Source organism: Aureimonas populi, from assembly GCF_017815515.1.
Classification (GTDB): Bacteria; Pseudomonadota; Alphaproteobacteria; order Rhizobiales; family Rhizobiaceae; genus Aureimonas; species Aureimonas populi.
Map to the genome: position 1 here is coordinate 2298402 of NZ_CP072611.1, position 26461 is coordinate 2324862.

31 protein-coding genes and 1 other RNA gene are annotated in these 26461 nt (G+C 68.6%); 21 read left to right on the forward strand and 11 right to left on the reverse strand.

Annotation, left to right across the window (positions count from 1 at the left end; all coding sequences use genetic code 11):
* Positions 1 to 160 precede the first annotated feature (160 nt).
* Together J7654_RS10680 and J7654_RS10685 are read left to right on the forward strand one after the other, a co-directional pair.
* On the forward strand, positions 161 to 1090 hold the full coding sequence (locus J7654_RS10680; protein ID WP_209735912.1) for a sulfite exporter TauE/SafE family protein: 930 nt from the start codon (positions 161 to 163) through the stop codon (positions 1088 to 1090).
* The gene (locus tag J7654_RS10685) at positions 1087 to 1857 is read left to right on the forward strand and encodes a TIGR02186 family protein (protein WP_209735914.1); all 771 of its coding nucleotides are present in this window, start codon (positions 1087 to 1089) and stop codon (positions 1855 to 1857) included. Before J7654_RS10680 ends, J7654_RS10685 begins: the two co-directional genes overlap by 4 nt.
* Positions 1858 to 1861: 4 nt before the next feature.
* Here J7654_RS10685 and pdeM read toward each other — a convergent pair whose 3' ends face one another.
* The 4 genes from pdeM to J7654_RS10705 all read right to left on the reverse strand — a co-directional run bounded on the left by pdeM (position 1862) and on the right by J7654_RS10705 (position 6871).
* Positions 1862 to 2578, reverse strand: a complete 717-nt coding sequence (pdeM, locus tag J7654_RS10690) for a ligase-associated DNA damage response endonuclease PdeM (RefSeq protein ID WP_209735915.1) — start codon at positions 2576 to 2578, stop codon at positions 1862 to 1864.
* A 79-nt stretch (positions 2579 to 2657) separates the two neighbouring features.
* Entirely contained in the window at positions 2658 to 5174 is a 2517-nt protein-coding gene (locus tag J7654_RS10695; RefSeq protein WP_377946321.1) for a ligase-associated DNA damage response DEXH box helicase, read from the reverse strand.
* 38 nt (positions 5175 to 5212) lie between these two features.
* Complete coding sequence (locus tag J7654_RS10700) at positions 5213 to 5905, reverse strand: YitT family protein (RefSeq protein ID WP_245195465.1); 693 nt, start codon at positions 5903 to 5905, stop codon at positions 5213 to 5215.
* 48 nt (positions 5906 to 5953) lie between these two features.
* Complete coding sequence (locus J7654_RS10705) at positions 5954 to 6871, reverse strand: class I SAM-dependent DNA methyltransferase (protein WP_245195466.1); 918 nt, start codon at positions 6869 to 6871, stop codon at positions 5954 to 5956.
* A 97-nt stretch (positions 6872 to 6968) separates the two neighbouring features.
* Here J7654_RS10705 and J7654_RS10710 point away from each other — a divergent pair, with 97 nt between their 5' ends.
* The gene (locus tag J7654_RS10710) at positions 6969 to 7982 is read left to right on the forward strand and encodes a ligase-associated DNA damage response exonuclease (protein WP_209735917.1); all 1014 of its coding nucleotides are present in this window, start codon (positions 6969 to 6971) and stop codon (positions 7980 to 7982) included.
* On the opposite strand, the gene J7654_RS10715 is transcribed toward J7654_RS10710, so the two are convergent.
* The 4 genes from J7654_RS10715 to gap form a co-directional block, all read right to left on the reverse strand.
* Complete coding sequence (locus J7654_RS10715; protein ID WP_245195467.1) at positions 7961 to 8710, reverse strand: SGNH/GDSL hydrolase family protein; 750 nt, start codon at positions 8708 to 8710, stop codon at positions 7961 to 7963. The two genes, J7654_RS10710 and J7654_RS10715, sit on opposite strands and share 22 nt — an antisense overlap.
* A gap of 308 nt (positions 8711 to 9018) precedes the next feature.
* Positions 9019 to 10212, reverse strand: a complete 1194-nt coding sequence (locus J7654_RS10720) for a phosphoglycerate kinase (RefSeq protein WP_209735919.1) — start codon at positions 10210 to 10212, stop codon at positions 9019 to 9021.
* Between the two features lie 10 nt (positions 10213 to 10222).
* Entirely contained in the window at positions 10223 to 10786 is a 564-nt protein-coding gene (locus J7654_RS10725; protein ID WP_209735920.1) for a putative glycolipid-binding domain-containing protein, read from the reverse strand.
* An 8-nt stretch (positions 10787 to 10794) separates the two neighbouring features.
* On the reverse strand, positions 10795 to 11802 hold the full coding sequence (gene gap / locus J7654_RS10730; RefSeq protein ID WP_209735922.1) for a type I glyceraldehyde-3-phosphate dehydrogenase: 1008 nt from the start codon (positions 11800 to 11802) through the stop codon (positions 10795 to 10797).
* A 230-nt stretch (positions 11803 to 12032) separates the two neighbouring features.
* Here gap and J7654_RS10735 point away from each other — a divergent pair, with 230 nt between their 5' ends.
* From J7654_RS10735 to J7654_RS10750, 4 genes are all read left to right on the forward strand, one after another.
* Positions 12033 to 12308, forward strand: coding sequence for a DUF4164 domain-containing protein (locus J7654_RS10735; protein WP_209735924.1), 276 nt, complete (start codon positions 12033 to 12035; stop codon positions 12306 to 12308).
* Between the two features lie 15 nt (positions 12309 to 12323).
* A complete protein-coding gene (locus tag J7654_RS10740) occupies positions 12324 to 12686 on the forward strand; it encodes a cell division protein ZapA (RefSeq protein ID WP_209735926.1) in 363 nt (120 codons plus the stop codon).
* Positions 12687 to 12738: 52 nt separating this feature from the next.
* Positions 12739 to 12897, forward strand: a non-coding RNA gene (gene ssrS / locus J7654_RS10745) — 6S RNA.
* The gene (locus tag J7654_RS10750) at positions 12887 to 13513 is read left to right on the forward strand and encodes a 5-formyltetrahydrofolate cyclo-ligase (protein ID WP_377946320.1); all 627 of its coding nucleotides are present in this window, start codon (positions 12887 to 12889) and stop codon (positions 13511 to 13513) included. The genes ssrS and J7654_RS10750 overlap by 11 nt, the downstream gene beginning before the upstream one ends.
* On the opposite strand, the gene J7654_RS10755 is transcribed toward J7654_RS10750, so the two are convergent.
* On the reverse strand, positions 13464 to 13982 hold the full coding sequence (locus J7654_RS10755; protein ID WP_209735928.1) for a CAP domain-containing protein: 519 nt from the start codon (positions 13980 to 13982) through the stop codon (positions 13464 to 13466). The two genes, J7654_RS10750 and J7654_RS10755, sit on opposite strands and share 50 nt — an antisense overlap.
* 87 nt (positions 13983 to 14069) lie before the next feature.
* Here J7654_RS10755 and J7654_RS10760 point away from each other — a divergent pair, with 87 nt between their 5' ends.
* Both J7654_RS10760 and J7654_RS10765 read left to right on the forward strand, forming a co-directional pair.
* Complete coding sequence (locus J7654_RS10760) at positions 14070 to 14693, forward strand: glutathione S-transferase family protein (protein ID WP_209735930.1); 624 nt, start codon at positions 14070 to 14072, stop codon at positions 14691 to 14693.
* Positions 14690 to 15511 (forward strand): TIGR00282 family metallophosphoesterase, encoded by an 822-nt coding sequence (locus J7654_RS10765; protein ID WP_209735932.1) that lies wholly within the window; start codon positions 14690 to 14692, stop codon positions 15509 to 15511. Before J7654_RS10760 ends, J7654_RS10765 begins: the two co-directional genes overlap by 4 nt.
* Positions 15512 to 15514: 3 nt before the next feature.
* Here the strand turns inward: J7654_RS10765 and J7654_RS10770 are convergent, their stop codons facing one another.
* Complete coding sequence (locus J7654_RS10770) at positions 15515 to 16327, reverse strand: MBL fold metallo-hydrolase (RefSeq protein ID WP_209735933.1); 813 nt, start codon at positions 16325 to 16327, stop codon at positions 15515 to 15517.
* A 170-nt stretch (positions 16328 to 16497) separates the two neighbouring features.
* Here J7654_RS10770 and J7654_RS10775 point away from each other — a divergent pair, with 170 nt between their 5' ends.
* Together J7654_RS10775 and J7654_RS10780 are read left to right on the forward strand one after the other, a co-directional pair.
* The gene (locus tag J7654_RS10775; RefSeq protein ID WP_209735935.1) at positions 16498 to 17247 is read left to right on the forward strand and encodes a YebC/PmpR family DNA-binding transcriptional regulator; all 750 of its coding nucleotides are present in this window, start codon (positions 16498 to 16500) and stop codon (positions 17245 to 17247) included.
* 131 nt (positions 17248 to 17378) lie between these two features.
* A complete protein-coding gene (locus tag J7654_RS10780) occupies positions 17379 to 17981 on the forward strand; it encodes a cell wall hydrolase (protein ID WP_245195468.1) in 603 nt (200 codons plus the stop codon).
* On the opposite strand, the gene J7654_RS10785 is transcribed toward J7654_RS10780, so the two are convergent.
* The gene (locus J7654_RS10785) at positions 17978 to 19018 is read right to left on the reverse strand and encodes a serine hydrolase domain-containing protein (protein WP_209735937.1); all 1041 of its coding nucleotides are present in this window, start codon (positions 19016 to 19018) and stop codon (positions 17978 to 17980) included. The genes J7654_RS10780 and J7654_RS10785 overlap by 4 nt on opposite strands.
* A 154-nt stretch (positions 19019 to 19172) precedes the next feature.
* Between J7654_RS10785 and ruvC the strand changes: the two genes are divergently transcribed.
* The 10 genes from ruvC to J7654_RS10835 all read left to right on the forward strand — a co-directional run bounded on the left by ruvC (position 19173) and on the right by J7654_RS10835 (position 26389).
* Positions 19173 to 19691 carry a crossover junction endodeoxyribonuclease RuvC gene (ruvC, locus tag J7654_RS10790; RefSeq protein WP_209735939.1) on the forward strand — a complete coding sequence of 173 codons (519 nt, stop codon included), beginning with the start codon at positions 19173 to 19175 and terminating at the stop codon, positions 19689 to 19691.
* A gap of 56 nt (positions 19692 to 19747) precedes the next feature.
* Entirely contained in the window at positions 19748 to 19993 is a 246-nt protein-coding gene (locus tag J7654_RS10795) for an AbrB/MazE/SpoVT family DNA-binding domain-containing protein (RefSeq protein ID WP_209735941.1), read from the forward strand.
* A gap of 3 nt (positions 19994 to 19996) precedes the next feature.
* Complete coding sequence (locus J7654_RS10800; RefSeq protein WP_209735942.1) at positions 19997 to 20413, forward strand: type II toxin-antitoxin system VapC family toxin; 417 nt, start codon at positions 19997 to 19999, stop codon at positions 20411 to 20413.
* Positions 20410 to 21027, forward strand: coding sequence for a Holliday junction branch migration protein RuvA (gene ruvA / locus J7654_RS10805; RefSeq protein WP_209735944.1), 618 nt, complete (start codon positions 20410 to 20412; stop codon positions 21025 to 21027). Before J7654_RS10800 ends, ruvA begins: the two co-directional genes overlap by 4 nt.
* A 52-nt stretch (positions 21028 to 21079) precedes the next feature.
* On the forward strand, positions 21080 to 22123 hold the full coding sequence (gene ruvB, locus J7654_RS10810; RefSeq protein WP_209735946.1) for a Holliday junction branch migration DNA helicase RuvB: 1044 nt from the start codon (positions 21080 to 21082) through the stop codon (positions 22121 to 22123).
* A 138-nt stretch (positions 22124 to 22261) separates the two neighbouring features.
* Positions 22262 to 23329 (forward strand): NAD(P)-dependent alcohol dehydrogenase, encoded by a 1068-nt coding sequence (locus J7654_RS10815; RefSeq protein ID WP_209735948.1) that lies wholly within the window; start codon positions 22262 to 22264, stop codon positions 23327 to 23329.
* An 84-nt stretch (positions 23330 to 23413) separates the two neighbouring features.
* A complete protein-coding gene (gene ybgC, locus J7654_RS10820) occupies positions 23414 to 23863 on the forward strand; it encodes a tol-pal system-associated acyl-CoA thioesterase (protein WP_209735949.1) in 450 nt (149 codons plus the stop codon).
* A gap of 216 nt (positions 23864 to 24079) precedes the next feature.
* The gene (gene tolQ / locus J7654_RS10825) at positions 24080 to 24799 is read left to right on the forward strand and encodes a protein TolQ (RefSeq protein ID WP_209735950.1); all 720 of its coding nucleotides are present in this window, start codon (positions 24080 to 24082) and stop codon (positions 24797 to 24799) included.
* 50 nt (positions 24800 to 24849) lie between these two features.
* Positions 24850 to 25305 (forward strand): protein TolR, encoded by a 456-nt coding sequence (gene tolR / locus J7654_RS10830; RefSeq protein WP_209735951.1) that lies wholly within the window; start codon positions 24850 to 24852, stop codon positions 25303 to 25305.
* Between the two features lie 10 nt (positions 25306 to 25315).
* Positions 25316 to 26389 (forward strand): cell envelope integrity TolA family protein, encoded by a 1074-nt coding sequence (locus tag J7654_RS10835; protein ID WP_209735952.1) that lies wholly within the window; start codon positions 25316 to 25318, stop codon positions 26387 to 26389.
* Positions 26390 to 26461: the final 72 nt, after the last annotated feature.

The window sequence follows — 26461 nt, forward strand, 5'->3', positions numbered from 1 at the left end:
GGTTTCCGGTCGATCGGACCGGCGTCGGGGTGAGAATACACGCGCCGGTTCACCATTCCCGCGCTTTGGGTTTGACTTGCAAAAGGGGTTCGGGCCATGACGGTTCGCACCCCTTTTTTCTTGTCCCGGCTTGCATGTCGGTATCGGGGACGAGAGCCGCGTGAATCTTTATCTTCCCATCGCCGAGATGTCGGTGAACGTCTTCGTGCTCGTCGGCATGGGCGCGGCGGTGGGTTTCCTCTCGGGCCTGTTCGGGGTCGGCGGGGGCTTCCTCATCACGCCGCTGCTGATCTTCTACAACATCCCGCCCGCCATCGCCGTGGCCACGGGCGCCAACCAGGTGATCGCCTCCTCCTTCTCCGGGGCGCTCGCCCATTTCAAGCGCGGCACGGTGGATTTCAAGCTGGCGGGAATGCTGCTTGCGGGGGGCGCGGCGGGCTCTGTCGCGGGCGTCTATCTTTTCACGGTTCTGCGCCGCTTCGGCCAGCTCGATCTTGCCGTGTCGCTTCTCTACGTCGTCATGCTGGGCGTCGTCGGCGGGCTGATGATGGTGGAGAGCGTGCAGGCGATGCGCCGCGTCCATGCCGGCGGCTCCGGCGAGGTCAAGCGCCCGGGCCACCACAACTGGGTGCACCGGCTGCCGCTGAAGGTGCGTTTCAAGCGCTCCAAGCTCTACGTCTCGGCCATTCCGGTCCTCGGGCTCGGCTTCTTCATCGGCGTGCTGGCGGCCGTCATGGGGGTGGGCGGCGGCTTCATCATGGTGCCGGCCATGATCTACCTCCTGCGCGTGCCCACCAGCGTCGTGGTGGGCACCTCGCTGGTGCAGGTGATGTTCACCGCCGCGGTGACGACCGTGCTGCAGGCGGCGACGAACCAGACGATCGACGTGCTCCTCGCCTTCCTCCTGATGATCGGCGGCGTGCTGGGCGCGCAGTTCGGGGCGGAGGCCGGCCGCAAGCTGCGCGGCGACCAACTGCGCGCGCTGCTCGCCCTCCTGGTGCTCTCGGTGGCGGTGAGACTCCTGTTCGAGCTCGTGACCATGCCGGACGAGCTGTTCTCGATCACGCTTTCGACGGGCGAGGAGCTGTGAGGCGCCGGCTCGCCGCGCTTCTCGCCGCGCTCCTCGTTGCGCTCGCGCCCGCCCGCGCGCAGGAGGCCGAGACCTTCGAGATCGGCCTTTCGACGGACGTGATCTCGGTGGGCACCAATTTCGCCGGCTCGCAGCTCGTGGTCTTCGGCGCGCTCGACAATGCCGACCAGCGCATCCTGCGCCAGGGCCGCTACGATATCGTCGTGGTTCTGGAGGGGCCGCGCCGGCCGCTGGTGGTGCGCGAACGGAGCCGCTTCCTCGGCCTCTGGATCAATCGCGGGGCGGAGCGCTTTTCGGACGTGCCCGTCTCCTATTCGGTCTCCGCCACGCGCCCCTTGCGCGACGTCGCCCCCCGCGAGACGTTGCAGCAGCTCTCGGTCGGTGCTTCGAACCTGCCCTTCAACCGTGTCGAGTCCGGGGACATTGAGCGCGCCGAATATGTGGCCGCACTGAACCGGCTACGCGCCGAATCGGGGCTTTACCAATCCACCCACGGCACCATCCAGTTCGTGTCGAACACGCTGTTCCGGGCCAATCTGACCCTGCCGGCCGACCTGCCCGTGGGGCGCCATGTCGTGCGCGCCTTCCTGTTCAGGGAAGGGGCCTTCCTGCGCAATCGAAGCCAGGACCTGTGGGTGCGCAAGACGGGCTTCGAAAGCCGGATCTCCAACTACGCCGCCAGCAACGGCCTCGCCTACGGGCTGATCGCCGTGGCGCTGGCCTTCCTTGTCGGCTGGTTCGGGCGCATCCTCTTCAAGCGCGACTGAGCCCTCATCGGCACAATGACGAGAACGAGATCGGGTAGACGCGCGTGCGCCCGATCACATGCGCGACGGCCCGCTCCACCGCGAAGAGGCCGGCGAAGGCCCGGTCCAGCACGTTGAGCCCGCCGGTCGTCACGCCGAAGGAGGGCATCACCATGCGCGAGCCGTCCGAGGCGAAGCAGGCGCCGCGCACCGAGCGCCCGTTGCCGGCCACGCGCGCGAAAGGGTGGAGATGGCCCGCCACCTCGCCCATGCGCGCAAAAGGGCTCGGCTCGTGGCGGAACACGAAGGGGCCGATGCGAACCTCCTCGCGCGTCTCGCCGCCCAGGAAGGCCGGCGGCTCGGGGTCGTGGTTCCCCGTGATCCAGATCCATTCCCGCCCGGCCATGAGCGAGACGAGGGTCTCGCGGAAGGGCAGGGGCATCAGCGCCGCGCCGGGCCGGTCGTGGAAGCTGTCGCCGAGGCACACGACCCGCGCCGGCTGGTAGCGCGCCAGCGCCGAGCCGAGAAGCGCAAGCGTGGCGGCCGTGTCGTAGGGCGGCAGCAACATGCCGCGCCGCGCGAAAGCCGCGCTCTTCTCCAGGTGAAGGTCGGAGACGACGAGAAGCCGCTCCTCGGGCGCGTAAAGGACGCCGGACGGATCGCAGACGAGGCGGCCCCCGTTCAGCGCCGTCTCCACCGCTTCGCCCCCGCTGTTCGCAACACGCTGCCGCAGCCTGTTCATGCCGGTCCGAATCAAGCCTGTTCCCGTTTCGTGCCCATGCTCATGCCAGAGCGATTCCGCCAAGGGAAGAGGCTGGCGGTCACGAGAGCGCGCGTTCGACCATCTCGCGCTCCATCGTTTCCTGAAGCAGCTCGTCGCGCGCCTCGCCCTCGATCCGCTCCCGGCCCATCTCCAGCATGATCGGCACGGCGAGGGGCGAAATCTCGTCCAGGTTGCGGTGGACGATGTGGTGGCGGATGCGCGCCAGGAGGTCGGATACGCGCTGCACGTCGAGAAGCCCCGTCGCCGCGTCCGCCCATGTGGCGCGCAGCAGGATGTGGTCGGGCTCGTGCGAGCGCAGGACGTCGTAGATGAGGTCCGCCGAGACCGTCACCTGCCGGCCGGTCTTCTCCCGCCCCGGATGGCGCTTGTGGATGAGGCCGGAGATCACGGCGCATTCGCGGAAGGTGCGCTTGAGCATCCACGAATCGGCCATCCACGCCTCCAGATCGTCGCCCAGCATGTCCTCGTCGAACAGCGCGTCGAGCGAAAGCCTGCCGTCGGCGATCATCGAGCCGAGGTCGCCCCGCCCCCAGACGGACAGGGCATAGTCGTTGGCCATGAAGCCGAGGGGCTTGGCACGGGCGCGCTCCAGCCGGCGCGTCAGCAGCATTCCGAGCGTCTGGTGCGCGAGGCGCCCCTCGAAGGGATAGGCGACCATGAAGAAGCGGTTGCCGTTCGGAAAGGTCTCGACGAGCAGGTCGTTCGGCCCGGGAATGATGGATTTGCGCTTCTGGATGGCCAGCCAGTCCCCCACCTGCGTCGGCAGCGCGCCCCAGCGCCGGGGGTCGGCCAGGATTTCGCGCACCTGCGCGGCGAGGAAGGTGGTGAGAGGGAATTTGGCGCCGCCGTAATAGGGCACCTTCGGCTCGTCGGACCGCGTGTCGGTGACGAGGCATTCCATCTCGTGGATGCCCTGGAAGGCCAGCACGCGCCCGGCGAAGAGGAACGTGTCGCCGGGCGAGAGCGTCTCGAGGAACATCTCCTCGATCTTGCCCAGCACCGGCCCGCCGCGCTGAATGGCCGAGCGCGTCTTCTTGCGGATCAGCCGCACGTTCAGCGCCTCGGCCTCCATGATGGTGCCGGCATTCATGCGGTACTGCTGCGCGATGGAGGGGTGGGACAGCCGCCATGTGCCGTCCTCGGTCAGCCTGATCTTGGCATATTGCTCGTAGACCTTGAGGGCGTACCCGCCCGTCGCCACGAACTCGACCACGCGGTCGAAGGTCTCCCGGTCCAGCGTGCGATAGGGCTCGGCCCCGCGCACCTCCTCGAACAGCTCGTCGGAGCGGAACGGCCCGGCCACCGCCATGCCGAGCACGTGCTGGGCCAGCACGTCCAGCGCGCCCTCGCGCAAGGGCGGGGTGTCCTGGGAGCCGAGATAGTTCGCGTCCAGCGCCGCCTGGCATTCCAAGATCTCGAAGCGGTTGGCCGGCACGAGGATGGCCTTGGACGGCTCGTCCATGCGGTGATTGGCGCGCCCGATGCGCTGGGCGAGGCGCGAGGCGCCCTTGGGCGCGCCGACATGCACCACGAGGTCGATGTCGCCCCAGTCGATGCCGAGGTCCAGCGTGGAGGTGGCCACCACCGCGCGCAGCTCGTTGCGCGCCATCGCCGCTTCCACCCGCCGCCTCTGCTGCGCGTCGAGCGAGCCGTGGTGCAGGCCGATGGGCAGCGTGTCCTCGTTGACGCGCCACAGCTCCTGGAACAGGAATTCGGCGCCCGAGCGCGTGTTGACGAAGAGCAGCGTCGTCTTGTGCGCCTTGATCGTCTCGTAGATCTCGCCCATCGCGTATCCGGCGCGGTGGCCTTGCCAGGGCACGCGGGTGGAGGATTTCAGGATGGTGATGTCGGGCCGTGCGCCCCCCTCCACCGTCACGAGGTTGGCGAGCGGCCTCGTGCCCTTGGCCTGCGGCACGAGCCAGGCCCGCAGCTCGTCCGGGTCCGCGACGGTGGCGGACAGGCCGATGGTCTGGAGCCCGGGCCGCAGCCTGCGCAGGCGCGCCAGGCCCAGCGCCAGCAGGTGCCCGCGCTTGGAGATGACGAGCGAGTGCAGCTCGTCGAAGATCACGTAGCGCAGGTCCGCGAAGAAATCCGCCGCGTCCCTCGCCGCGATCAGGAGCGCGAGCTGCTCGGGCGTGGTCAGCAGGATGTCCGGAGGCTTGAGCTTCTGGCGCTGGCGCTTGGACTGGGATGTGTCGCCCGTGCGCGTCTCCAGCTCCACCGCAAGGCCCATCTCCGAAACCGGCGTGGAGAGATTGCGGTGGATGTCGGTGGCCAGCGCCTTCAGCGGCGAGATGTAGAGCGTGTGGACGCCGGGCGGGCGCGTGCCGGGCTTGCGCTTCCCGCGCCGGTGCAGGTCCACCAGCGAGGGCAGGAAGCCCGCCAGTGTCTTGCCCGCGCCGGTGGGCGCGATCAACAGCACGCTGGCGCCGAGCCCGGTGCGCGACAAGAGTTCGAGCTGGTGCGCGCGCGGGTTCCAACCCTTGCCCGAGAACCATCGTGCGAAGGGTTCGGGAAGAAGCGGATGGGGATCGGGGCTCGGCAAGGCGCTCACGGTCAGGGAGATAAGGCGGCCTGCCGCCGAGCCCAAGGTCAGGCGGCGCGATAGCGGTCGTTGCGGTGGTTGATGGCCAGGAAGATGTTCAGGATCACCGCGCCGATGACTGAATAGAAGATTGCGAGCGGCGAGGCGACCGTGAAGGAGGCGGCCAGGATGGCAAGGTCGATGAGAAGCTGCGTGAGCCCGGCGCGCCAGCCGAACCGGTCCTGCAGATAGACGGCGAGGATGCCCACGCCCCCGGCCGAGGAGCGGTGGCGGAAAAGCGCCAGCAGGCCGAAGCCCATCAGCAGGCCGGCGAGCATGGAGCCGACCAGCGGGTCGATCTGCCCGAAGGTCAGGAAACGGTCGTCGAAGGCCGTCATCAGCGAGAGCGTGGTGATGCCGATGGCGGTCTTGATGGTGAAGGCGCGGCCCATCCGCCCCATGGCGAGCACGAAGAACGGCAGGTTGAGGAGGAAGAAGACAAGGCCGAAGTTCCAGCCCGTCGAATAGTGCAGCAGGAAGGCGAGCCCCGCCACGCCCCCGGTCAGAAGGCCGAGATGGGCGAGGATGGCGATGCCGAGCGCGGTGAGCGCCGTGCCGGCGAGGATGCCGAAGGCATCTTCCCACGGGCTGTGGTGGGTGGCGCTCGAGGCCCAGTTGCCGAAGCGATGCGCGCGGCGTACGTCCTGCGGAATATCGTCGTCGCCTTCGCCCCGCGCCCGCCCGTCCATATCCCGCCTCATTCTTCGCCTTGCCCAGGAAATAGACGCTCGCTCCGCCGAGCGAAAGCCTCAAGGCCGCAGGGCAGCCATGACGGCAAGCCCGGCGATGTCCGCGCCGCCGTCCTTGCGTACCGTGCAGGGCCGGCTTCGCGCGAGCGCCAGCCCCTCGCCGGCCAGAAGCCCCGCCAGCGAGCCCGCCGCATGCGCGTATCGCAGCGAGGGCCGTAGCACGAAGGGCTCCTCGCCCTCGTGGGTCTCGATGGAGAAGGCGAACAGCCCGCCCGCCTTCAGCCGCCGCGCCACGCTGGCGAAGACGGGCCTGAGATCCCCCACATAGATCAGCACGTCGGCCGCCGTGACGAGGTCGTAGGCGGCCAGGCTTTCCAGAGCGGTGTCGAGGAGGTTGCCGGCCGTCAGGCTGTCGTAGATCCGCTTGGCGCGGGCCTTGCGCAGCATCGCCCCCGAGATGTCGAGGCCGTCGAGCCGACGGGCCATGGGGCGCAGCCGCTCGCCCATCAGCCCGGTGCCGCATCCCAGGTCCAGCACCGCGCCGAAGGGGCCGGCCGCGCCCATGGCGACCAGCTCCTCGCGAAGAATGTCGGGGATGCGGTAGCCGAGGCGCTCGACGAGCGAGTGCTCGAAGCGCTCCGCATACTGGTCGAAAAGGCCTTCCACGAAAGCCGGGGGCGCCGCTTGCGGGACGGGTGCGGCCCCGAGGGCGGCGAGCTTCAGCCCGGCGCCGAACCGCCCGTCCGGGTCGTCCGCGAGGCTCGCGGCCAACGTCGCCACCGCTGCCTCCCGCTCGCCGGCCGCTTCCTCGAACGCGGCAAGGCGCACGCGGCCCAGCGTCCAGTCGGGCGCGAGCTCCAGCGCCTGGCGCATGATCTCGGCGGCGGCCAGCGGATCGCCGGCACGCGCGTAGGATTCGGCGTGTTGCGCGCGCCGTGCCGCGCGCGGGTCGATTGTATCCGAGGAATCGTCGTTCAAGGCCGGTTTCGCCGCAAGCTGGTGCCAGCGATATGCGCCGGCGCGGTTTCGCCGACAAGAGCTTTCGGCCGGGGCGTGCCGGCCCTAGATGCTGGCCATGGCACGCTTCGAAGACCTTCTCCGCCCGACCCGCGAAGGGCTCTACTGCCCGCCGGGCGATTTCTACATCGACCCGGTCCTGCCGGTCGGCCGGGCGCTCGTCACCCACGGCCATGCCGACCATGCGCGGCCGGGCAACGGCAGGGTGCTGGCCACGCGGCGCACGCTCGACATCATGGCGCTGCGCTATGGCGAGGATTTCGCGAGCGAGCGGCAGGCCGCCGGCTGGGGCGAGGCGATCCGCATCGGGGATGTGGCGGTCTCCTTCCATCCGGCTGGTCACGTCCTCGGCTCGGCGCAGATCGCGGTGGAATGGGGCGGAATGCGGATCGTCGCCTCTGGCGACTACAAGCGCAGGGCCGACCCCACCGCCGAGGCTTTCGAGCCGGTGCCCTGCGACGTCTTCATCACCGAGGCGACCTTCGGCCTGCCGGTCTTCCGCCACCCGCCCGCACGCGAGGAGGCACGCAAGCTGCTGGCCTCCACCCGCCGCTTTCCCGAACGCGCCCATCTCGTGGGCGCTTACGCGCTGGGCAAGGCGCAGCGCATGATCCGGCTGATCCGCGACGAGGGCTATGACGAGCCGATCTACATTCATGGCGCGTTGAAGCGATTGTGCGACTTCTACCAAAGCGAGGGCATCGACCTCGGCGAACTGCGCCCTGCAACGCTGGAACGCGGCGCCAAGGCCGATTTCGCGGGCGCCATCGTGGTCGGCCCGCCCTCGGCCTTCGCCGACAAATGGGCGCGGCGCTTCCCCGACCCCGTCTCATGCTTCGCCAGCGGCTGGATGCGGGTGCGCCAGCGCGCCCGTCAGCGCGGGGTGGAGCTGCCCCTCATCGTCTCCGACCATTGCGACTGGGACGAGCTGGTGGAGACCATCGTCGAGATCGCCCCGCAGGAGGTCTGGGTCACGCATGGGCGGGAGGAGGCGCTGGTGCGCTGGTGCACGCTCAAGAACCTGCGCGCGCGGCCCCTGCACCTCGTGGGCTATGAGGACGAGAGCGACTGATCCGCCTTCGCCACCCGGTCGCCCAGCACATAGGCGGCCAAGTGCCCCGCCACATAGGCCTGGCCCTCGGCCGAGGCGTGGAAGCCATCGCGCGAGAAGCCGGCGGGCTCCACGCGCGGGATGGTGACGGAGGGCACCACGCCCCGCTCCAGGCACAGCCGTGCGCCGAGACGGCGTATGACGCGCGCCCGCAGCTCCAGCACATGCGCCAGACCCCGGGGCAGGGCCGGCACGCGCAGCATGTCGACGGGGGGCGACCAGACGATCCGCGCGTCGGGAAAACGCGCCTTCAGGGCGTAGAGCAGCCCGCCGAAGCCGCGCTTGAAGCGGCGCGCGCCGTGAAAATTCTTCAGATCGTTGGTGCCGACCGACAGGACGATATGGGTGAAGGGCTCGCGCGCCAGATTGGGCACGATGAAATCACGCAGGTCCGAGGAGACGGCCGAATTGGAGCCCACCGTGCGCCAGAAGACGCTGCGGCCCGACAGCGCGTGGAGCCGCCGGGCCAGGTTTGGCGCGAGACTGTCCTCGATGCGCTCCACCCCCACGCCCGCCGCCGAGGAGTCGCCCAGCACCAGGAGCCTGATGTCCGGATCGCCCGCCGCCCCGCCGACGCTGCCGCTCGTGCGCCCCTCGGGCGGGCGCATCCGCTCGATGCGCCGGCGTATGCCGACGCCTTGCCAGACATAGACCGGAAACATGAGCCAGGAGAGGACGGCATCGCGCAACGGGAAAGGCTCCGTAAAGGACAGGGCCGCCGCGCGATCGCGCGACGGCCCTTCGGGGTTCGGACAAGGGCCGGCTCGGCACCCCATCATACGGCGATGGATCGCAAGCGGTAGCCCAACCCGGCGTGATCGGCGCGAGGTGGCCTGCCACGATGGAGCGGCACGTTTCGTGGTCCATCGAACCGCAGCGCCCCTTTCCAGCGGCCCTCCTGCGGAGCACGCCTCGTTCGGCGATGCTGATCCTGAAATCCTTGCGCGTCCCGGCGGCCCTCATCCCGAAGCGGTCGAAGGCCGAGGGCGCGGGCCGGTCAGGCCTTGAGCGCCTCCACGCCGGGCAGGGGCTTGCCTTCCATCCATTCGAGGAACGCGCCGCCGGCGGTGGAAACATAGGTGAAGGCGTCGGTGACGCCCGCATGGGCCAGCGCCGCCACGGTGTCGCCGCCGCCCGCCACCGAAACGAGCGCGCCCTCGCGCGTGCGCTGGGCGGCGTGCCGGGCGGCCGAAACCGTCGCCGCGTCGAACGGCTCGATCTCGAAAGCCCCGAGCGGGCCGTTCCAGACCAGCGTTTTGGCCTTGTCGATCCACTCGTTGACCATGCCCACGCTGGCCGGCCCGACATCGAGGATCATCCCGTCCGCCGGAATCCGGTCCACCGATAGAACCTCGTTCTGCGCGCCTGCCTTGAACTCCTTGGCCACCACCGCGTCGGCCGGCAGGAGGATCACGCAGCCCGCCGCCTCGGCGGAGGCCACGATGGAGAGCGCGGTCTGCGCCAGGTCGTGCTCGCACAGCGACTTGCCGACATCCTTGCCCTGCGCGGCGAGGAAGGTGTTGGCCATGCCGCCGCCGATGACGAGGCAATCGACCTTCTTCACGAGGTTCGACAGAAGCTCGATCTTGGTGGAGACCTTCGCGCCGCCGACAATGGCCACGACCGGCTTCTCCGGATTGCCGAGGCCCTTTTCCAGCGCTTCCAGCTCGGCCTGCATGGCGCGGCCGGCATAGGAGGGCAGATGATGCGTCACCCCTTCCGTGGAGGCATGGGCGCGGTGGGCGGCCGAGAAGGCATCGTTGACGTAGAGGTCGCCGAGCGCGGCGAGCTGCGAGGCGAACTCGTCGTCGTTCGCCTCCTCGCCGGCGTGGAAGCGGGTGTTCTCCAGAAGCAGCACGTCGCCATCGGTCATGTTGGCGACGATGCCGTCCGCCACCGGGCCTACGCAATCGTCCGCGAAGCCCACCGGCTTGCCGAGCTGCCGGGACAGCACTTCAGCCACCGGCTCCAGCGACTGCGCCTTGTCCACCTTGCCCTTGGGCCGCCCGAAATGGGCGAGCAGGATGACGCGCCCGCCCTTGTCGGCGATCTCGCGCAGCGTGGGCAGCACGCGCTCGATGCGCGTTGCATCCGTAACCTTGCCGTCCTTCATGGGAACGTTCAGGTCCACGCGGCACAAAACGTGCTTTCCGGAAAGATCGGCGTCGTCGAGCGTCTTGAAGGGGGTCATCGGGCGGTCCTTAAACTCTGACGAAAAGGGTCGGATAGTCGGTCACGAAGCCGTCCTCGTCCACTGGCAGGTCGGCCGAGAAGCTGCGGTCGGTGGCCTGGTATCGGTAGAGCTGGCCGGGCAGGAGACAGGTGTAGCGCTGGCCGTCCACCATGGGCTCGAAACTGTCGAAGGGCACGTAGACCATCCGCAGATCCGCCGTGCCGTCCTGCGGCTGGAGGCCGAGCCGGCGGATGGGAAGCGTGTTGGTGAAGGGCGAACCGGCCAGGTCGATATCCACGCAGCCGTCGAGAGCGGGCAGGGGCGTGCCCTCCGCGCTTTTCCAGCGCCCCTCGCCGTCGCCGTCCAGCGCAAGGGTGCGCCCTCCCGTCTCGCGCAGGCGCAACTGCCGAACGCGCCACTGCGGATCGCAGGAAATCTGCCAGACGAGTCCATAGGGCGAGCCGCCCCGCTCGCCGATGACGACGGAGCGCACCGACACGCCCGAGGCGGTCGGCTCGACGGTGAGGTGCTCCAGCCCTTCGCCGGCGACGGGACGCCAGCGAAGGGTGCGGCGCGAGAGCGGCCGGAACATGGGGCTCGTCAGGCGAGCTTGCCCATGGCCACGGCCACGTCCGACATGCGGTTGGAGAAGCCCCACTCATTGTCGTACCAGGTGAGGATGCGCACCAGCGTGCCTTCCATGACCTTCACCTGATCCATGTGGAAGATCGAGGAATGCGGGTCGTGGTTGAAGTCGATGGAGACGTTCGGCGCATCGGTATAGCCGAGGACGCCCTTGAGCGGACCGTCGGCGGCGGCGCGGACGAGGTCCTGCACTTCCTGCACGGTGGTTTCGCGCTTGGCGACGAACTTGAGGTCCACCACCGAGACGTTGGGCGTCGGCACGCGGATGGCGGTGCCGTCGAGGCGCCCCTTCAGCTCCGGCAGCACGAGGCCGACGGCCTTGGCTGCGCCGGTGGAGGTGGGGATCATCGACAGCGCGGCGGCGCGGGCGCGGTAGAGGTCCTTGTGCATGGTGTCGAGCGTGGGCTGATCCCCCGTATAGGAGTGGATCGTGGTCATGAAGCCCTTCTCGATGCCGATGCCCTCATGCAGCACCTTGGCGACGGGGGCGAGGCAGTTGGTCGTGCAGGAGGCGTTCGAGACGACCTTGTGCTCGGCCGACAGCTTGTCGTGGTTGACGCCGTAGACGACCGTGAGGTCGGCGTTGTCGCCCGGCGCCGAGACGAGGACGCGCTTGGAGCCGTTCTCCAGATGCGCCGCCGCCTTGTCGCGGGCGGTGAAGAGGCCGGTGCACTCCAGCGCGATGTCGACGCCCAGATCGCCCCATTTCAGCGCCTTCGGGTCGCGCTCGGCCGAAACCTTGATCGGGCCCCGCCCCACATCGATCGTGTCGCCCGAGACCTTCACCTCGCCGGGGAAGCGGCCATGGACCGAATCGTAGCGGATGAGGTGGGCGTTGGTCTCGACCGGGCCGAGATCGTTGATGCCCACCACCTCGATGTCGGTGCGCCCGGATTCGACGATGGCGCGAAGGACGTTGCGCCCGATCCGACCGAACCCGTTGATTGCGACGCGAACTGCCATGTCATGCCTCCTGCTGGTTTGCCCCGCGGCGCCAGGCGGTGCCGCCGCTTTCCGCCAGCGTTCTAGCCGGTTTCGCGGGCGCGTAAAGCGCCCAAGAGCCCCCTTTGGCCCGCGCGGCGAGATTCAATCGTTCCAAAGCTCTCCATGCGTCTTCTCTTACCGCTTCTCAGGATGGTTCGGAGCCGCTAGGACGGAGCGGGGACGGTCAAATCGCGAATCCCGGAGGGCCGATGGCGGGAGACAAGTCGTTCGACGAGGCGTCGGCAAGGCTGCAGAAGGCGCTGGAGCGGCTGGAGGCCGCCGTCGAGGCGCGGCTCGACCGCGAGGGGCTGGTGCTCGGCGCCGAGGAGGAGGTGCAGCGCATGAGCGCCGATCGCGGCCGGCTGGCCGGCGATCTCGACGCCGCCCTCGCCAAGACGAAGCGGCTGGAGGAAGCCAACCGCGAAGTTTCGCGCCGGCTGGTGACGGCCATGGAGCAGATTCGCGGCGTCATGATGCGCGGCTGAGGAAGGAGCGGAGCGATGCCTCAGATCGTCGTCACCATAGACGGCAGGACCTATCGCATGGCCTGCGCGGAAGGCGAGGAGGACCACCTCGTCGGGCTCGCCGCGGATGTGGACGCGCGTGTGGCCGAGCTTCGCAAGAGCTTCGGCGAGATCGGCGACCAGCGCCTGACGGTGATGGCCGCCATCATGGCGAGCGACGAATTGTCGGAGGCGCGGGCGCGCGTCGCGGCGCTGGAAGCCGAGCTCGAGGCGGTGAACGGAAAGCGCGAGAACGCCTCGCGCAGCGCTGCGTCGGGCCGCGAGGTGCTGGTGGAGACCATGAACGGCGTTTCGGAACAGATCGAGCGGATCGCGGCCCGGCTCGAACGCGGGCGCTGAACTTTTACGAAAGCCTATGGCGGCCTGCCGCGCGGGGGCCTATATTGGTCTTGGCGGGCTGCACGGTTCGACAGGGATAACTTATTCCCCGGGGCCTTACGCATCCCAAAGGGAGCTGTTCCTGCCTTGGCCCGTGGGCTGGGGCATACGGCGCCCACCTACACTGTAGGTTCCCGGGATCGATCTTCTCATCGGCCGACGTGGCTCGCCACTTCCTTCTGGTCTCGCGAGGCGGAATGCACGACAGGCCGAGCGCCAAGGGCGCCCTGCGGCGCGAACTTCTGGCGCGAAGGGACGGCCTGGCCCCCGAGTTTCGCGCGAACGCCTCCCGCCTCGTCGCCGGGCGGATTCTGGCCGGGTTCGGCGTGGCGCCGGCCATCCTCGGCGCCTATCTTCCCATCCGCTCCGAAGTCGATCCCCGCTCCTTGATGACCGTGCTCGCGGAGCGCGGCGCGCGCGTCTGCGCGCCCGCCATCAAGGGCGATCATCTCGAATTCAGGGAATGGACGCCCGCCGCCGTCCTGGAGCCGCAGGGGCTGGGCACCCGGGCGCCGGGTCCGGCGGCGCCGGTGCTTCGCCCGGAAATCCTGCTGGTGCCCCTCGCGGGCTTCGACCGGCGCGGCCATCGGCTCGGCTACGGGCGCGGCTTCTACGACCGCGCCATCGCCCGGCTGCGCGCCGACGGCGCTCCGCTCCTCGCCATCGGGCTGGCCTTCAGCGCGCAGGAGGTGCCGGCCGTGCCGGACGATCCCTTCGACATCGCGCTCGACGCCATCGTCACCGAGGCAGAATGGGTCCGGCCGAGGGAAACGCCTCCGCCGTCCTAGGCGGGCGCTCGGCGCCGAAGATCTGCGTCCAGTAGGGCCGCCCGCTGCGGGTGTCGCGCGCCGCTGCGAAGCCGACCTCGGTGACGTTCGGGTTCATGAGGTTGCGCCGGTGCCCGGGCGAGCCGATCCATCCCTCCATGGCCGCCGAATAGGACGGGTAGCCGCGTCCCAGATTCTCCGCCGTCGCCGCCCAGTCGTAGCCCACCGCGCCCAGCCGGCGCGGCAGCGGGCCGATGACGTCGTGGCTCATCCGGTCCCGCGCGGCCATGGCGTTCGACTGCTCGGCGGCCGCCCGGTTCAGCCTCTCGTCGACGGAGAGCTCCGAAAGACCGTTGGCGCGCCGGAACGCGTTGACCTGCCCAAGCGCGTCGGCGCGGTCGAACATGATGGAGCGCACCGCGCCGGGGTCACCCGTCGAGGCGCACGCCTGGAGGGCAAGGAGAAGAACGGCGAGAGCGAGAAGGCGCAAGGCGGAGATTCCCATGGCGGCGGCGGGGGCTCATTTTCGGGCAGCCCCGTGCTATTTTGACGGTCGATTCGAGCGATGAGGACTTCCGTGATCGAACTGTTCACCTGGACCACGCCCAATGGCGAGAAGCCGATCATCATGCTCGAGGAGTGCGGGCTCGACTACGATCTCCATCTGATCGACATCTCGGCTGGAGAACAGAAGAAATCCGACTTTCTTGCGATCAACCCGAATGGGAAGATTCCCGCCCTTGTCGATGACGGGATTCGGGTTTTCGAATCGGGCGCGATCCTCATCTATCTCGCGGAGAAGAGCGGGCGCTTCCTGGCGCCCTCCGGCAAGGCGCGGGCCGAGGCGCTGGCCTGGACGTTCTTCCAGGCCGGCGGCACGGGGCCGATGCTCGGCCAGTGGTATCATTTCGAGAAGGCCGTGCCGGAGAAAATTCCTTACGCCGTGGAGCGTTACCGGGAGGAGTCGATTCGACTCCTGAGCGTCCTCGACGGACGTCTGGGCGATCGCGACTACCTGGCGGGGGAGTTCTCCATCGCCGACATCATGAACTATTCCTGGGCCGTGGCGGGGCTCGACGGTCTTGACGTGCGCGAGCGCTTTCCCGCCCTGTCCATGTGGGCCGGGCGGATGGGCGGGCGCGAGGCGCTGGCGCGCGGGCTGGACCGGTTGCGATCGGCCAAGGGCGGCCTTCGCGCGTGAGGTTCCTCTTCCTCGGCGACATGGTCGGCCGCTCCGGCCGCACGGCCGTGTTCGAACGGCTGCCGGGCCTCGTGGCGGACTGGCGGCTGGATTTCGTGGTCGTGAACGGGGAGAACGCCACCGGCGGCTTCGGCATCACCGAGGACATCTTCGAACAGACCATCGATTCGGGCGCCGACGTGGTGACGACGGGAAACCACGTCTGGGACCAGCGCGAGGCCCTGGCCTTCGCACCCCGGCACGACGCGTTCCTGCGCCCGGCCAACTACCCGCCCGGCACGCCGGGCCGCGGCTCGGGCCTGTTCGTGGCCCGCAACGGGGCGCGTGTGATGGTGGCCAACGTCATGGGCCGCGCCTTCATGCACCCCGAGCTGGACGACCCGTTCCGGGCGGCGGGTGAGATCGTGGCGAGTTGCCCTCTGGGCGAGCAGGCCGACGCCATCATCATCGACTTCCACGCCGAGGCGACCAGCGAGAAGCAGGCCATGGGCCATTATCTGGACGGGCGCGTCTCGGTGGTGGTGGGCACGCACACCCATGTGCCCACGGCCGATCATCAGATCCTTGTGAACGGCACCGCCTACCAGTCGGACGCCGGCATGTGCGGCGATTACGATTCCTCCCTCGGCATGGAGAAGGAGGAGCCGCTCAACCGCTTCCTGACCCGTGTGCCGCGCGGCCGTTTCGAAGCCGCGAGCGGCCCGGCGACGATCTGCGGCCTTGCGGTGGAGATTTCCGACCGCACGGGCCTGGCCGAGAAGGTCGCGGCCGTGCGCCTCGGCGCGCGCTTGTCGGAGGCGGTGCCGGATTTCTGGTAGGCATCACACGCCGGACAGGAGGATCACCGTCGGCCTCTCGGGCAGCCCCCGCATCGAGATGGTGAAGCTGGCCTCTGCCCGCCGCTCTACCTTAAAATCGGGAATCTGCGCCAGGAAGCGCTCGATGGGTGTGCGGAAGCGGTGCATCGGCAGCACGATGGAGGAGCGCAGCCGCGCGGCGATGTCGCCGATGCCGGTCTGGCTCATCGTGTAACCGCCGTCCACCGGCACCATGACGATGTCGAGGCGGCCGATGGCGGCGTAGTGGTCGTTCGTCAGTTCATGGTGCAGATGGCCCAGATGGCCGATGCAAAGGCCGGCCACCTCGAAGACGAAGATGGAGTTGCCGTCCTCCTCGAACGCGCCGTAGCGCTGGATATCGGTGGGCACGTTGCGGATATAGACGTCGCCCACCGTCTCGGCATGGCGCGCCGGGCCGCCTTCCGGGTTCCAGCCCCGCAGGACGAGGCCGATGCCGGGGTCCGGCGCCGGCGTGAAGTGGCTGGAATGCGCCTTGTTCATCGTCACCACGTCCGGCACCACGCCGGGCCCGGCATGGCCGGAATAGTCCGTGGCGACGACCACGCCTTCCGCGCTCTCGATGATATAGGTGGCGTGCTGGGCGTAGGTGATCCGCACCTCGTCCCGCTGGAGGGCGGCGACCCTGAAGGGCGCGGGCGAGGATGCCCTTTGCGAGACGAAGGAAACGCCCGGCATTTCCCGCGCCAGCGCGTAGCAGGTGCTCGGCACCATCTGCGCGCTCGCCGGGGCGGCGCCAAGGGCCGCGAGGGCGGCGATGAACAGGCGGGCAGACATGCGCACGGCCGATCCTCCGAGAGGGGCCTCCCGGAAAGGAAGCGTATCGCCATTCCCCGGCCGCGCGCATCATATTCTCGTCATCGGCGGCAAGTCCGGTTCTGGACGCCAGCGCGCTTGTTTTTTATACCAGCGGCACGCTCACCCGATTTTCTGACGCAAGGTGCCCGATGGCCGGTCATTCCCAATTCAAGAACATCATGCACCGCAAGGGGCGCCAGGACGCCGTGCGGTCCAAGATGTTCTCCAAGCTCGCGCGCGAGATCACCGTGGCGGCCAAGGCCGGCCTGCCGGACCCGGAGATGAACCCGCGCCTGCGCCTGGCGATCAACAACGCCAAGGCCCAGTCCATGCCCAAGGACAATATCGAGCGGGCGGTGAAGAAGGCCTCGGGCGGCGACACGGAGAACTACGACGAGGTCCGTTACGAGGGCTATGGCCCCGGCGGCGTGGCGGTGATCGTGGAAGCCTTGACCGACAACCGCAATCGCACCGCCTCCAATGTCCGCTCCTACTTCACCAAGTCGGGCGGGGCGCTGGGCGAGACCGGCTCGGTCGCCTTCATGTTCGACCGCGTGGGCGAGATCGTCTTCCCCGTCTCCGTGGGCGATGCCGACAAGGTGATGGAAGCGGCGATCGAGGGCGGGGCGGACGACGTGCAGTCCGACGAGGACGGCCACCGCATCATCACCGCCTTCGAGGATCTGGGCGAAGTCGCGGCCGCGCTGGAGAAGAGCCTGGGCGAGGCGGAAAGCGTCAAGGCGATCTGGCGTCCGCAGACCGGCACGCCGGTGGACGAGGAGAAGGCGCAGTCGGTCCTGCGCCTCATCGCCAATCTCGAGGACGACGACGACGTGCAGAACGTCTACGCCAATTTCGAGGTGGACGACGCGGTGATGGCCAAGCTCTCGGCCGCCTGACCGGGGGACCGCCATGCGCTTCCACGAGAAAGGCCGCCCACCGGGAGCTTTTCTCGCCCGCCGCATGGTCAACCGGACGTTAAGTTTGTTCAGCGATCATGGATGCTTGCCGTCGCAAGCGGATTCATCCCATGAACGCGCGCCTTCTCCTTCCTCTCCTCGCCCTCGGCGTGCTCGTTTCGGGTTGCGCCACCGCCCCGGTCAAGCGCATGGGCGAGATCGAGTGCATGGCGCGGGCCATGTATTTCGAGAGCAACCGCTCCAGCGAGGAGGGCATGATCGCGGTGGGCACCGTGGTCATGAACAGGGTCAACTCCTCCGAATTCCCAGACACGGTCTGCGCGGTCGTGGGCCAGAAGAACCAGTTCGCGCCCGGCGTCCTCACGCGTGAGATGGGCGCGGGGCGCGAGCTGGCCACGCGCACGGCCCAGAAGGTGCTGCGCGGCGCGCGCCATTCGCAGGTCGGGCGCCGCTCGATGTTCTTCCACACCGCCGGCCATTCCTTCCCCTATTCCAACATGCATTACGTGGCGATCGCGGGTGGCAATGCCTTCTACGAGAAGCGGCGCGACGCCAGCGTCACGCAGGAGGAGGTGCGCCGCCGCCAGGCCGGCCGCTCCGCCGGGCAGGCGGCAGCGGCCCCCACACCCGTTCGCGCCTCGCCGCCCGGGCCCGCCGCCGGCGCGGCGCTCGCACCCATGAGCATCGAGGACGTGATCCGCGCGTCGCGCTAGCCGCGCGGGCCGCTTCTGGCGGCCGGAACGATCTCCTCGGCGACCAGCCGGTGGAGGTCCCGCACATAGCCGCCGCGGCCGGAGGGGAGGCTCTCGTCCGAGGTGATCGCCACGGTCAGCTCGAGCGAGGGAATGACGTAGATCATCTGCCCGCCATAGCCCCAGCCGTAATAGCCCCGCTCCCCGCCGAATTCGGAGATGAACCAGCCATAGCCGTAGAGGCCGTCATGGAAGCGCGATTGGGTGCGCGGTGTCCAGCTCTGCTCGATCCACTGCGCCGAGACGATCCGCTCGCCCTCGGCTGTCTCCCCGCCGCGCCGGTAAAGCTCGCCGAAGGCCAGAAGCGAGCGCGGCGTCATGGCGGTCTGGTTGCCGCCCAGGTCGATGCCCTGCGGATCGCGCTCCCAGCCGTCCACGCGAATGCCGGCGGGCCCCAGCCATTCGCGCGCGAGCTGGCGCGTCGGCTGGCCGGACACGCGCGTCAGGATGGCGGACAGGAGATGGGTGGAGCCGGTGGAATAGAGCATGTTGCCGCCCGGCTCGTCCTCGAAGGGGCGGGCCAGCGCGTTCGCCACCCAGTCGCGGCTGGAGATCCAGCCGCCGTAATTGCCGCCCGAGGTGCGCTCCAGCCCGGCTTGCATCGAAAGAAGGTTGCCGATGGTGATCCGCGACAGGCGCGGGTCGGGGTCCGCCGGCAGCTTGTCCTCCAGGATTGGCGCGATGAGCTGGTCCGGCCCCTCCAGCAGCCCCTTGTCGATGGCGATGCCGACCAGGAGCGAGATCAGCGATTTCGAGGCCGACTTGATGTTCGCCGCGCGGTCCGTTCGGTATTCCCCGAAGCCTTCCTCCGCCACCGTCTCGCCGCCCTGCGCGATCATGATCGTGCGCAGATTGGGAAAGGTGTCGGCGCGGGCGATCGCGGCGTCGAAGGCGGCGCCGGCCGGCTGCTCGGAGGAGGCGGGCACCTGCGCCTGTGCGGAGCCGGACGGCGCGAGGGCGACGAGGGCAAGGGCGAGCAGAAGAGCGGATTTTTTCATCGGGCGAAGATAGGCCGGGCTCCCGGACGGGCATAGCGCGATCACCCGAAGGTGAAGCAAAGACCCCGGGCCATTTGTGCCGCCTCCGTTTTCCTTCCGTTCATGTTTTGTCTGTCCAATCCGCCGCGATTCGGGTAGAACAAAGGTTAACGAGATGTTTCAGGAGCGGATCATTCGTATCGTCGGCATCGATCCCGGATTGCGCCGGACGGGCTGGGGCGTGGTCGAGACCCTCGGCAATTCGCTTCGCTTCGTGGCGAGCGGCACCGTCACCTCCGACAACAAGCTCGACCTCGCCTCGCGCCTGCGCCAGTTGCACGACGGGCTGGCCCAGGTCATCCACGCTCATCAGCCGCACGAGGCGGCGGTGGAGCAGACCTTCGTCAACAAGGACGCCACCGCCACGCTGAAGCTGGGGCAGGCGAGGGGCGTGGCCATGCTGGTGCCGGCTCTGGCGGGCCTTCCCGTGGCGGAATATGCGCCCAACGCGGTGAAGAAGGCCGTGATCGGGGTCGGCCACGGGGACAAGAAGCAGATCCACATGATGGTGAAGGTGCTGCTGCCGAAGGCGAGTTTCGACACGGACGACGCGGCGGACGCCATCGCCATCGCCATCTGCCACACCCATCACCGCCAGTCCGCGCAGGCCCGCGCGGCCTTCGCCGCGCTTTAGATGTTCTTGACTTGTTCCTGTTGCGGCGATAGGTAATACCGAGGAGGTATTACCTGATGCGCGTCACCGAAAAGGGCCAGGTCACGATCCCGAAGCCCATCCGCGACAAGCTTGGCATCAAGCCCGGCAGCGAGGTGGAGTTCGTGAGCAGGCAGCACGGCATCGTTCTGGAGAAGAGGGACGATCGCGGGGATCGGGTCGATCCCGCCGAGGTGCTGTTGCGCCATGTCGATCGTCACGCCGGCCGGTTCGATCTGGACGGGTTGCAGGCCGATGACGTCATGCGCCTGCTGCGGGACTGAGGGATGGCCAAGACGCTCTGCGACACGAATATCCTGATCGACCTCTTCGGCGCCGGCCAGAACTGGCACGATTGGTCGAGACGGCAGGTGGCGGTGGCACGGGGGCAGGGGCCGCTCGCCGTCAACCCGCTGATCGTGGCGGAGTTCTCGGTCGGCTTTTCCGATGAGGGCGACGTCTTCGAGCTTTTGGGCAAGGATGCGTTCGAGCATGAGCCGCTGCCTTGGAACGCCGCTTTCCGGGCCGGCAGCGCCTTCCTGACCTATCGGCGGCGCGGCGGCGACAAACGGTCGCCCCTGCCGGACTTCTATATCGGGGCCCATGCCCTCCTCGCCGGCCACCGGCTGCTCACGCGAGATGCCGCTCGCTATCGCGCTTATTTTCCCGATCTGGAGATCGTCTGCCCGGAGACCCACCCGTGATCGGAAAGCTGAAGGGCACGCTCGACGAGATCGGCGAGGACCATGTGGTGGTGGACGTGCATGGCGTGGGCTATGTCGCCTTCTGCGGAGCGCGCACGCTCTCCTCTCTGGGCGGGGTGGGGGAGGCGGCGGTTCTGTTCATCGAGACCTATGTGCGCGAGGACATGATCCGCCTTTACGGTTTCGCCAGCGAGGCGGAGCGGGGATGGTTCCGCCTGCTTCAGAACGTTCAGGGCGTCGGCGCCAAGGTGGCGCTGGGGGTGCTCGGCACGCTCTCGCCAGGCGACCTTGCCAATGCCGTCGCGTTGCAGGACAAGGCGATGGTCGCCCGCGCACCGGGCGTCGGCCCCAAGGTCGCCGCGCGCATCGTCTCCGAGCTGAAGGACAAGGCCCCGGCCTTTTCAGGCGCGGCGGCGGAGGATATCGGCTTCAAGCGCAATCTGGGCGAGGGAGTCGCTCCCGCCCCGGCGGCGGACGCGGTCTCCGCGCTCGCCAATCTCGGCTATTCGCGGGATCAGGCGGCGGGCGCCGTCGCTGCCGCCGTCAAGGAAGCCGGCGAGGACGCCGCCTCACCGGTGCTGATCCGCCTCGCGCTCAAGGCGCTGAGCCGGTGAGCGCGGCACCGTGCATTGACAGGCGCGCGCCGAACCGCGAAGCGCTTCGCCCATGAGCGAGACACGCATCATCACGCCCGAGAAGCGCGGCGAGGATGTCGACACCACGCTGCGCCCGCAGCGGCTGGACGATTTCGTCGGGCAGGCCGCCGCCCGCTCGAACCTCAAGGTGTTCATCGAGGCGGCCCGCACGCGCGGCGAGGCACTGGACCATGTGCTGTTCGTCGGCCCTCCCGGGCTCGGCAAGACGACGCTGGCTCAGATCATGGCCAAGGAACTGGGCGTCAACTTCCGCTCCACCTCCGGCCCCGTCATCGCCAAGGCGGGGGACCTCGCCGCGCTGCTGACCAATCTGGAAGAGCGCGACGTTCTCTTCATCGACGAGATCCACCGTCTGAACCCGGCGGTGGAGGAAATCCTCTATCCGGCGATGGAGGATTTTCAACTCGACCTCATCATCGGCGAGGGGCCGGCGGCGCGCTCGGTGAAGATCGACCTGTCGAAGTTCACCCTCGTCGCGGCCACCACGCGCATCGGCCTTCTCACCACCCCGCTGCGCGACCGCTTCGGCATTCCGGTGCGGCTGAATTTCTATACGGTCGAGGAGCTGGAGCATATCGTCAAGCGCGGCGCGCGGCTGATGGGCCTTGCCATGGGCGAGGACGGGGCGCGCGAGATCGCGCGGCGCGCGCGCGGCACGCCGCGCATCGCCGGCCGTCTCCTGCGCCGGGTTCGCGACTTCGCCGATGTGGCCGGCGCCGGGCAGGTGGACCGACGCATCGCCGACGAGGCCCTTTCGCGGCTGGAGGTGGACAGCCTGGGGCTGGACCAGCTCGACCGCCGCTATCTGGACCTGATCGCCCTGAATTTCGGCGGCGGTCCTGTCGGTATCGAGACCATCGCCGCCGCCCTGTCGGAGCCGCGTGACGCCATCGAGGATATCGTGGAGCCCTATCTCCTCCAGCAGGGCTTCATCCAGCGCACGCCGCGCGGCCGGCTGCTGACGCCCCACGCGTTCCGCCATATCGGCCTGGCCGTTCCCCCGTCATGGCAGGGCGCGCAGGCAAGCCTCTTTACCGAGGGTGACGAGGGCTAGAACGTCGGATATGTGCCGCGCCGCCCGCGTCCCATTGTCCCTCCCGGTTGAAAATCATCCCGACGCATCCTTCATCCGGCCCGTTGCGTTGAGGGGCGAACCGGCCCCTCCCGCCGGCCGACTGAAAAGGAATGCCATATGATTGCGAGCTACGGCTTCGCCTGCACGGACGCGAACGAGCCCCTGAAGCCCTGGAGCTTCGAGCGGCGCGACCTTCGCGACGATGACGTGCGCATCGAGATCACCCATTGCGGCGTCTGCCACTCCGATATCCACCAGGCGCGGAACGACTGGGGATTTGCCGTCTATCCGCTGGTGCCCGGCCACGAGATCGTCGGGCGGGTCACGGAGGTCGGCTCGGCCGTATCCGGCTTCAAGGTGGGCGACCGGGTCGGCGTCGGCTGCATAGTCGACTCTTGCCAGGAATGCGCTGCCTGCGGCGAGGGCCTGGAGCAATATTGCGAAAACGGCATGACGCAGACCTATGCCGACACGGACCGGCGCGACGGCTCGACGACCTATGGCGGCTATTCCGACCAGATCGTCGTGCGCGACAAGTTCGTCTTGCGCATGCCCGAAACGCTCGACCAGGCCGCGGCCGCGCCGCTTCTCTGCGCCGGCATCACCACCTGGTCGCCGCTGCGCCACTGGAAGGTGGGCAAGGGCCACAAGCTCGGCGTCGTCGGGCTCGGCGGCCTCGGCCACATGGCGGTGAAGTTCGGCGTCGCGCTGGGCGCGGAGGTCACGCTCTTCACCCGCTCCCCGGAAAAGGAGCAGGAAGCGCGCGCGCTTGGGGCGACGAACGTGGTCCTTTCCACCGACCCCAAGCAGATGGAGGCCATCGCCGGCACGCTCGACTTCGTGCTGAACACGGTGCCCAACTCGCATGACGTCAACCCGTATCTCGCCGCGCTGAAGCGGGACGGGGCGCAGATCCTCGTCGGCGTCATCACGCCGCTCGATCCCCCGGTGGGCGGCGCGAACCTGATCATGCAGCGCAAGACGTTGGCCGGCTCGCTGATCGGCGGCATTGCCGAAACACAGGAGATGCTCGATTTCTGCGGTGAGCACGGCATCACCTGCGACATCGAGACGATCAAGATCGCCGACATCAACAAGGCCTTCGAACGCACGATGAAGGGCGACGTCCATTATCGCTTCGTGATCGACATGGCATCGCTCGCCGAAACGCGGCAGGCGGCCTGAAGCCGGCGCCGGGCCGCCGGGCCCGGCACCTTTGCCCGTGGGCGGCGGGTTCACACCGCGCCGCCCACGGGATAAGAGGCGGGCATGGAGCCAATGCTTTCCGGCCGCCTGATCGAGGGAGGCCATCGCCTCGACGTGCGGGTCTATTTCGAGGACACCGACTTCTCCGGCGTCGTCTACCACGCGCGCTACCTGCATTTCCTCGAACGCGGGCGTACCGACTATCTGCGCCTGCACGGCATCGGCCATCGCGAGCTGATGGACGGGCGCTTCGGCGAGCCCATGGCCTTCGCCGTGCGGCACATGGAGATCGACTTCCTGCGCCCGGCGCGGATCGACGACGTGCTCACGGTCGAAACGCGCACCGCGCTTCTGGGCGGCGCGCGCATCGTCCTCGACCAGCGTATTCTGCTTGACGGCGAGCCTTTGATGACGGCGCGGGTCAAGGTCGCCGTGATCTCGCCGGAAGGCAAGCCGCGGCGGATGCCGACCGCCGTCGCCGAGCGGCTGGGGGCAGGGCCCGCGGCCGAATGATGTGGCGGATCGGCAACGCCCGCTAACCGACTGTTAACCTTAACGCCCCATGATCGGCGCGTCTCGCACTCCACCTTCTTGCGCCATTCTTTCACCGGAATCGAACGCAAAGGAAGGTGGAAGGGGAGATCGGCTTCGCCCGACCGTCGGTGCGGCCGGATGACGAAACACGGGCACCTTGCCCGAACTGCCCGCTTCATCTGAGGGACGCAACGCATGAACGAAGTCGCCCAGACTGCGCTCGCCGCCCACGGCAGCGACATGTCTCTGCTCGGACTGTTCTGGCAGGCCGGCTTCATCGTCAAGCTGGTGATGATCGGTCTCCTGGCCGCCTCGGTCTGGACCTGGACGATCATCTTCGACAAGTTGGCGCGCTACGCTGCCTTCCGTCGCCAGCTCAACAATTTCGAGAACAACTTCTGGTCCGGCCAGTCCCTCGAGGAGCTGTACCAGACGCTGTCGGATCGCAAGACCTCGGGCATGGGCGCGCTCTTCGTCGCCGCCATGCGCGAATGGAAGAAGAGCTTCGAGAAGGGCGCCCGCTCCCCCATCGGCCTCCAGCAGCGGATCGAGAAGGCCATGGACGTCACGCTCGCCCGTGAGATGGACGGGCTGGAGTCGCGCCTGGGCTTTCTGGCCACCGTCGGCTCAGCCGCGCCCTTCGTCGGGCTCTTCGGCACGGTCGTCGGCATCATGACCTCCTTCCAGGCCATCGCCGCATCCGAGCAGACGAGCCTTGCGGTCGTCGCTCCCGGCATCGCGGAGGCGCTGCTGGCCACGGCCATCGGCCTCGTGGCCGCCATTCCCGCCGTCGTCGCCTACAACAAGCTCACGGCCGACGCCGGCAAGCTGGGCATGCGCCTCGAGGCCTTCGCAGACGAATTCTCCGCCATCCTCTCGCGCCAGATCGACGAACGCTCGTCGCAGGCGCGCTGAGGTCCTTTCCAAGGTTCGAACGGGCCGTTCATCGGCCGGAGGCTTGATCCATGGGTATGTCGACGGGCGCTTCATCCGCTTCGGGCGGCTCACGCCGCCGCCGGGGCGGGCGCCGCCGGGCCCCGATGAGCGAGATCAACGTCACCCCCTTCGTGGACGTGATGCTGGTGCTGCTCATCGTGTTCATGGTGGCCGCGCCGCTGATGACCGTGGGGGTGCCTCTGCAACTGCCCGAAACGCAGGCGCGCGCGCTGAACGCCGATACGCAGCCCATCACCATTTCCGTGCAGCAGGGGGGCGAGATCTTCCTTCAGGAAACGCCGGTGGCGGCCGAGGATATCGTCGCCCAGCTCCAGGCCATCGCCGAGGCCGGCTACGACGAGCGCATCTTCGTGCGCGGCGACCAGGCGACGGACTACGGCACGGTGATGCGCGTCATGGCGCAGATTTCCTCGGCCGGCTTCCGCAATATCGGCCTCGTCACCGCCGCCGAGACCGGGAACTGATCGCGTTTCGATGAAGCCCTTTGTCACCTCGACCGTCCTGCACACCGCGCTCCTCACCTGGGGCCTGTGGTCGTTCGGCCAGCCGGCGGCGCTCGACCTGACGCAGGGCGAGTCGCTGCCGGTGTCGATCGTGCCGATCGAGGAGTACAGCGCGTCGATGGTGGGCGAGAGCGAGGCGGAGATGACCGACACGCCCGCTCCCGAGCCCACGCAGACACCCGAGACCCTGCCGATGCCCGCCGAGAATATCGGCGAGAACGAGGTGGACCTGGCATCGCCGCCGCGCCCGGAGACGGCGCCGCGCGATCGCGTGCAGACCGCTACGGCCGAGGCGCCTCCGCCACCCCCGCCGCCGCCCGCGCCCGAACCCGAGCCGACCCCCGAGCCCGAGCCCGAGCCCGAGCCTGCGCCTGTGCCTGTGCCGGAGCCCGAAGTTTCCGAGCCGGCGCCGGCGCCCGAGCCGATGATCGACGAGGCCGCGCCCGAACTGGCCGAGACGCCGCCGGAGCCGGAGCCGACGCCCCAGAACGTGCCGCGCCCCGTGACGCGGCCCGCGCCCCCCGTTCGCACCGCCGAGGCCCCGCGCCAGACACCGCCCGCCGAGCCGGCGCGCCAAACGCCGCGCGAGGACAGCGCTCCGACGCAGAGCCAGTCCGAGCGCGAGCCGGAATTCGATGCGGACGAGATCGCCGCGCTGCTCGACCGCCAGAACTCGGCCGGTGGCGGCGCGCAGCGCTCCGACGCGCAGGCCTCGCTCGGCGGCACGCGCAACACCGGCCAGCGCCTCTCGCAAAGCGAACTCGATGCGCTGCGCGGGCAGATCGCGCGTTGCTGGAACCCGCCGGCGGGCGTGATGGAGGCGGGCTCGCTGCGCGTCTCGATCCAGATGAGCCTCGACCAGACCGGCGCTCTCCAGGGAATGCCGCAGATCGTGTCTGGCAGCGGCTCCTCCTCGGCCGAGCGTGCGGCCGGCGAGGCGGCGCTGCGCGCGGTTCGCCGCTGCGCGCCATACAATCTCCCGATTGAGAAGTACGAGACCTGGAGCCAGGTCCAGATCAACTTCGATCCGAGCGAGATGTTCTGAGGCATGACGGCCTCCAGCTCGCCGGCCCATTCCTTGTTGCCGACCAAGACAATTTGAACGGGAAGGTCCCGA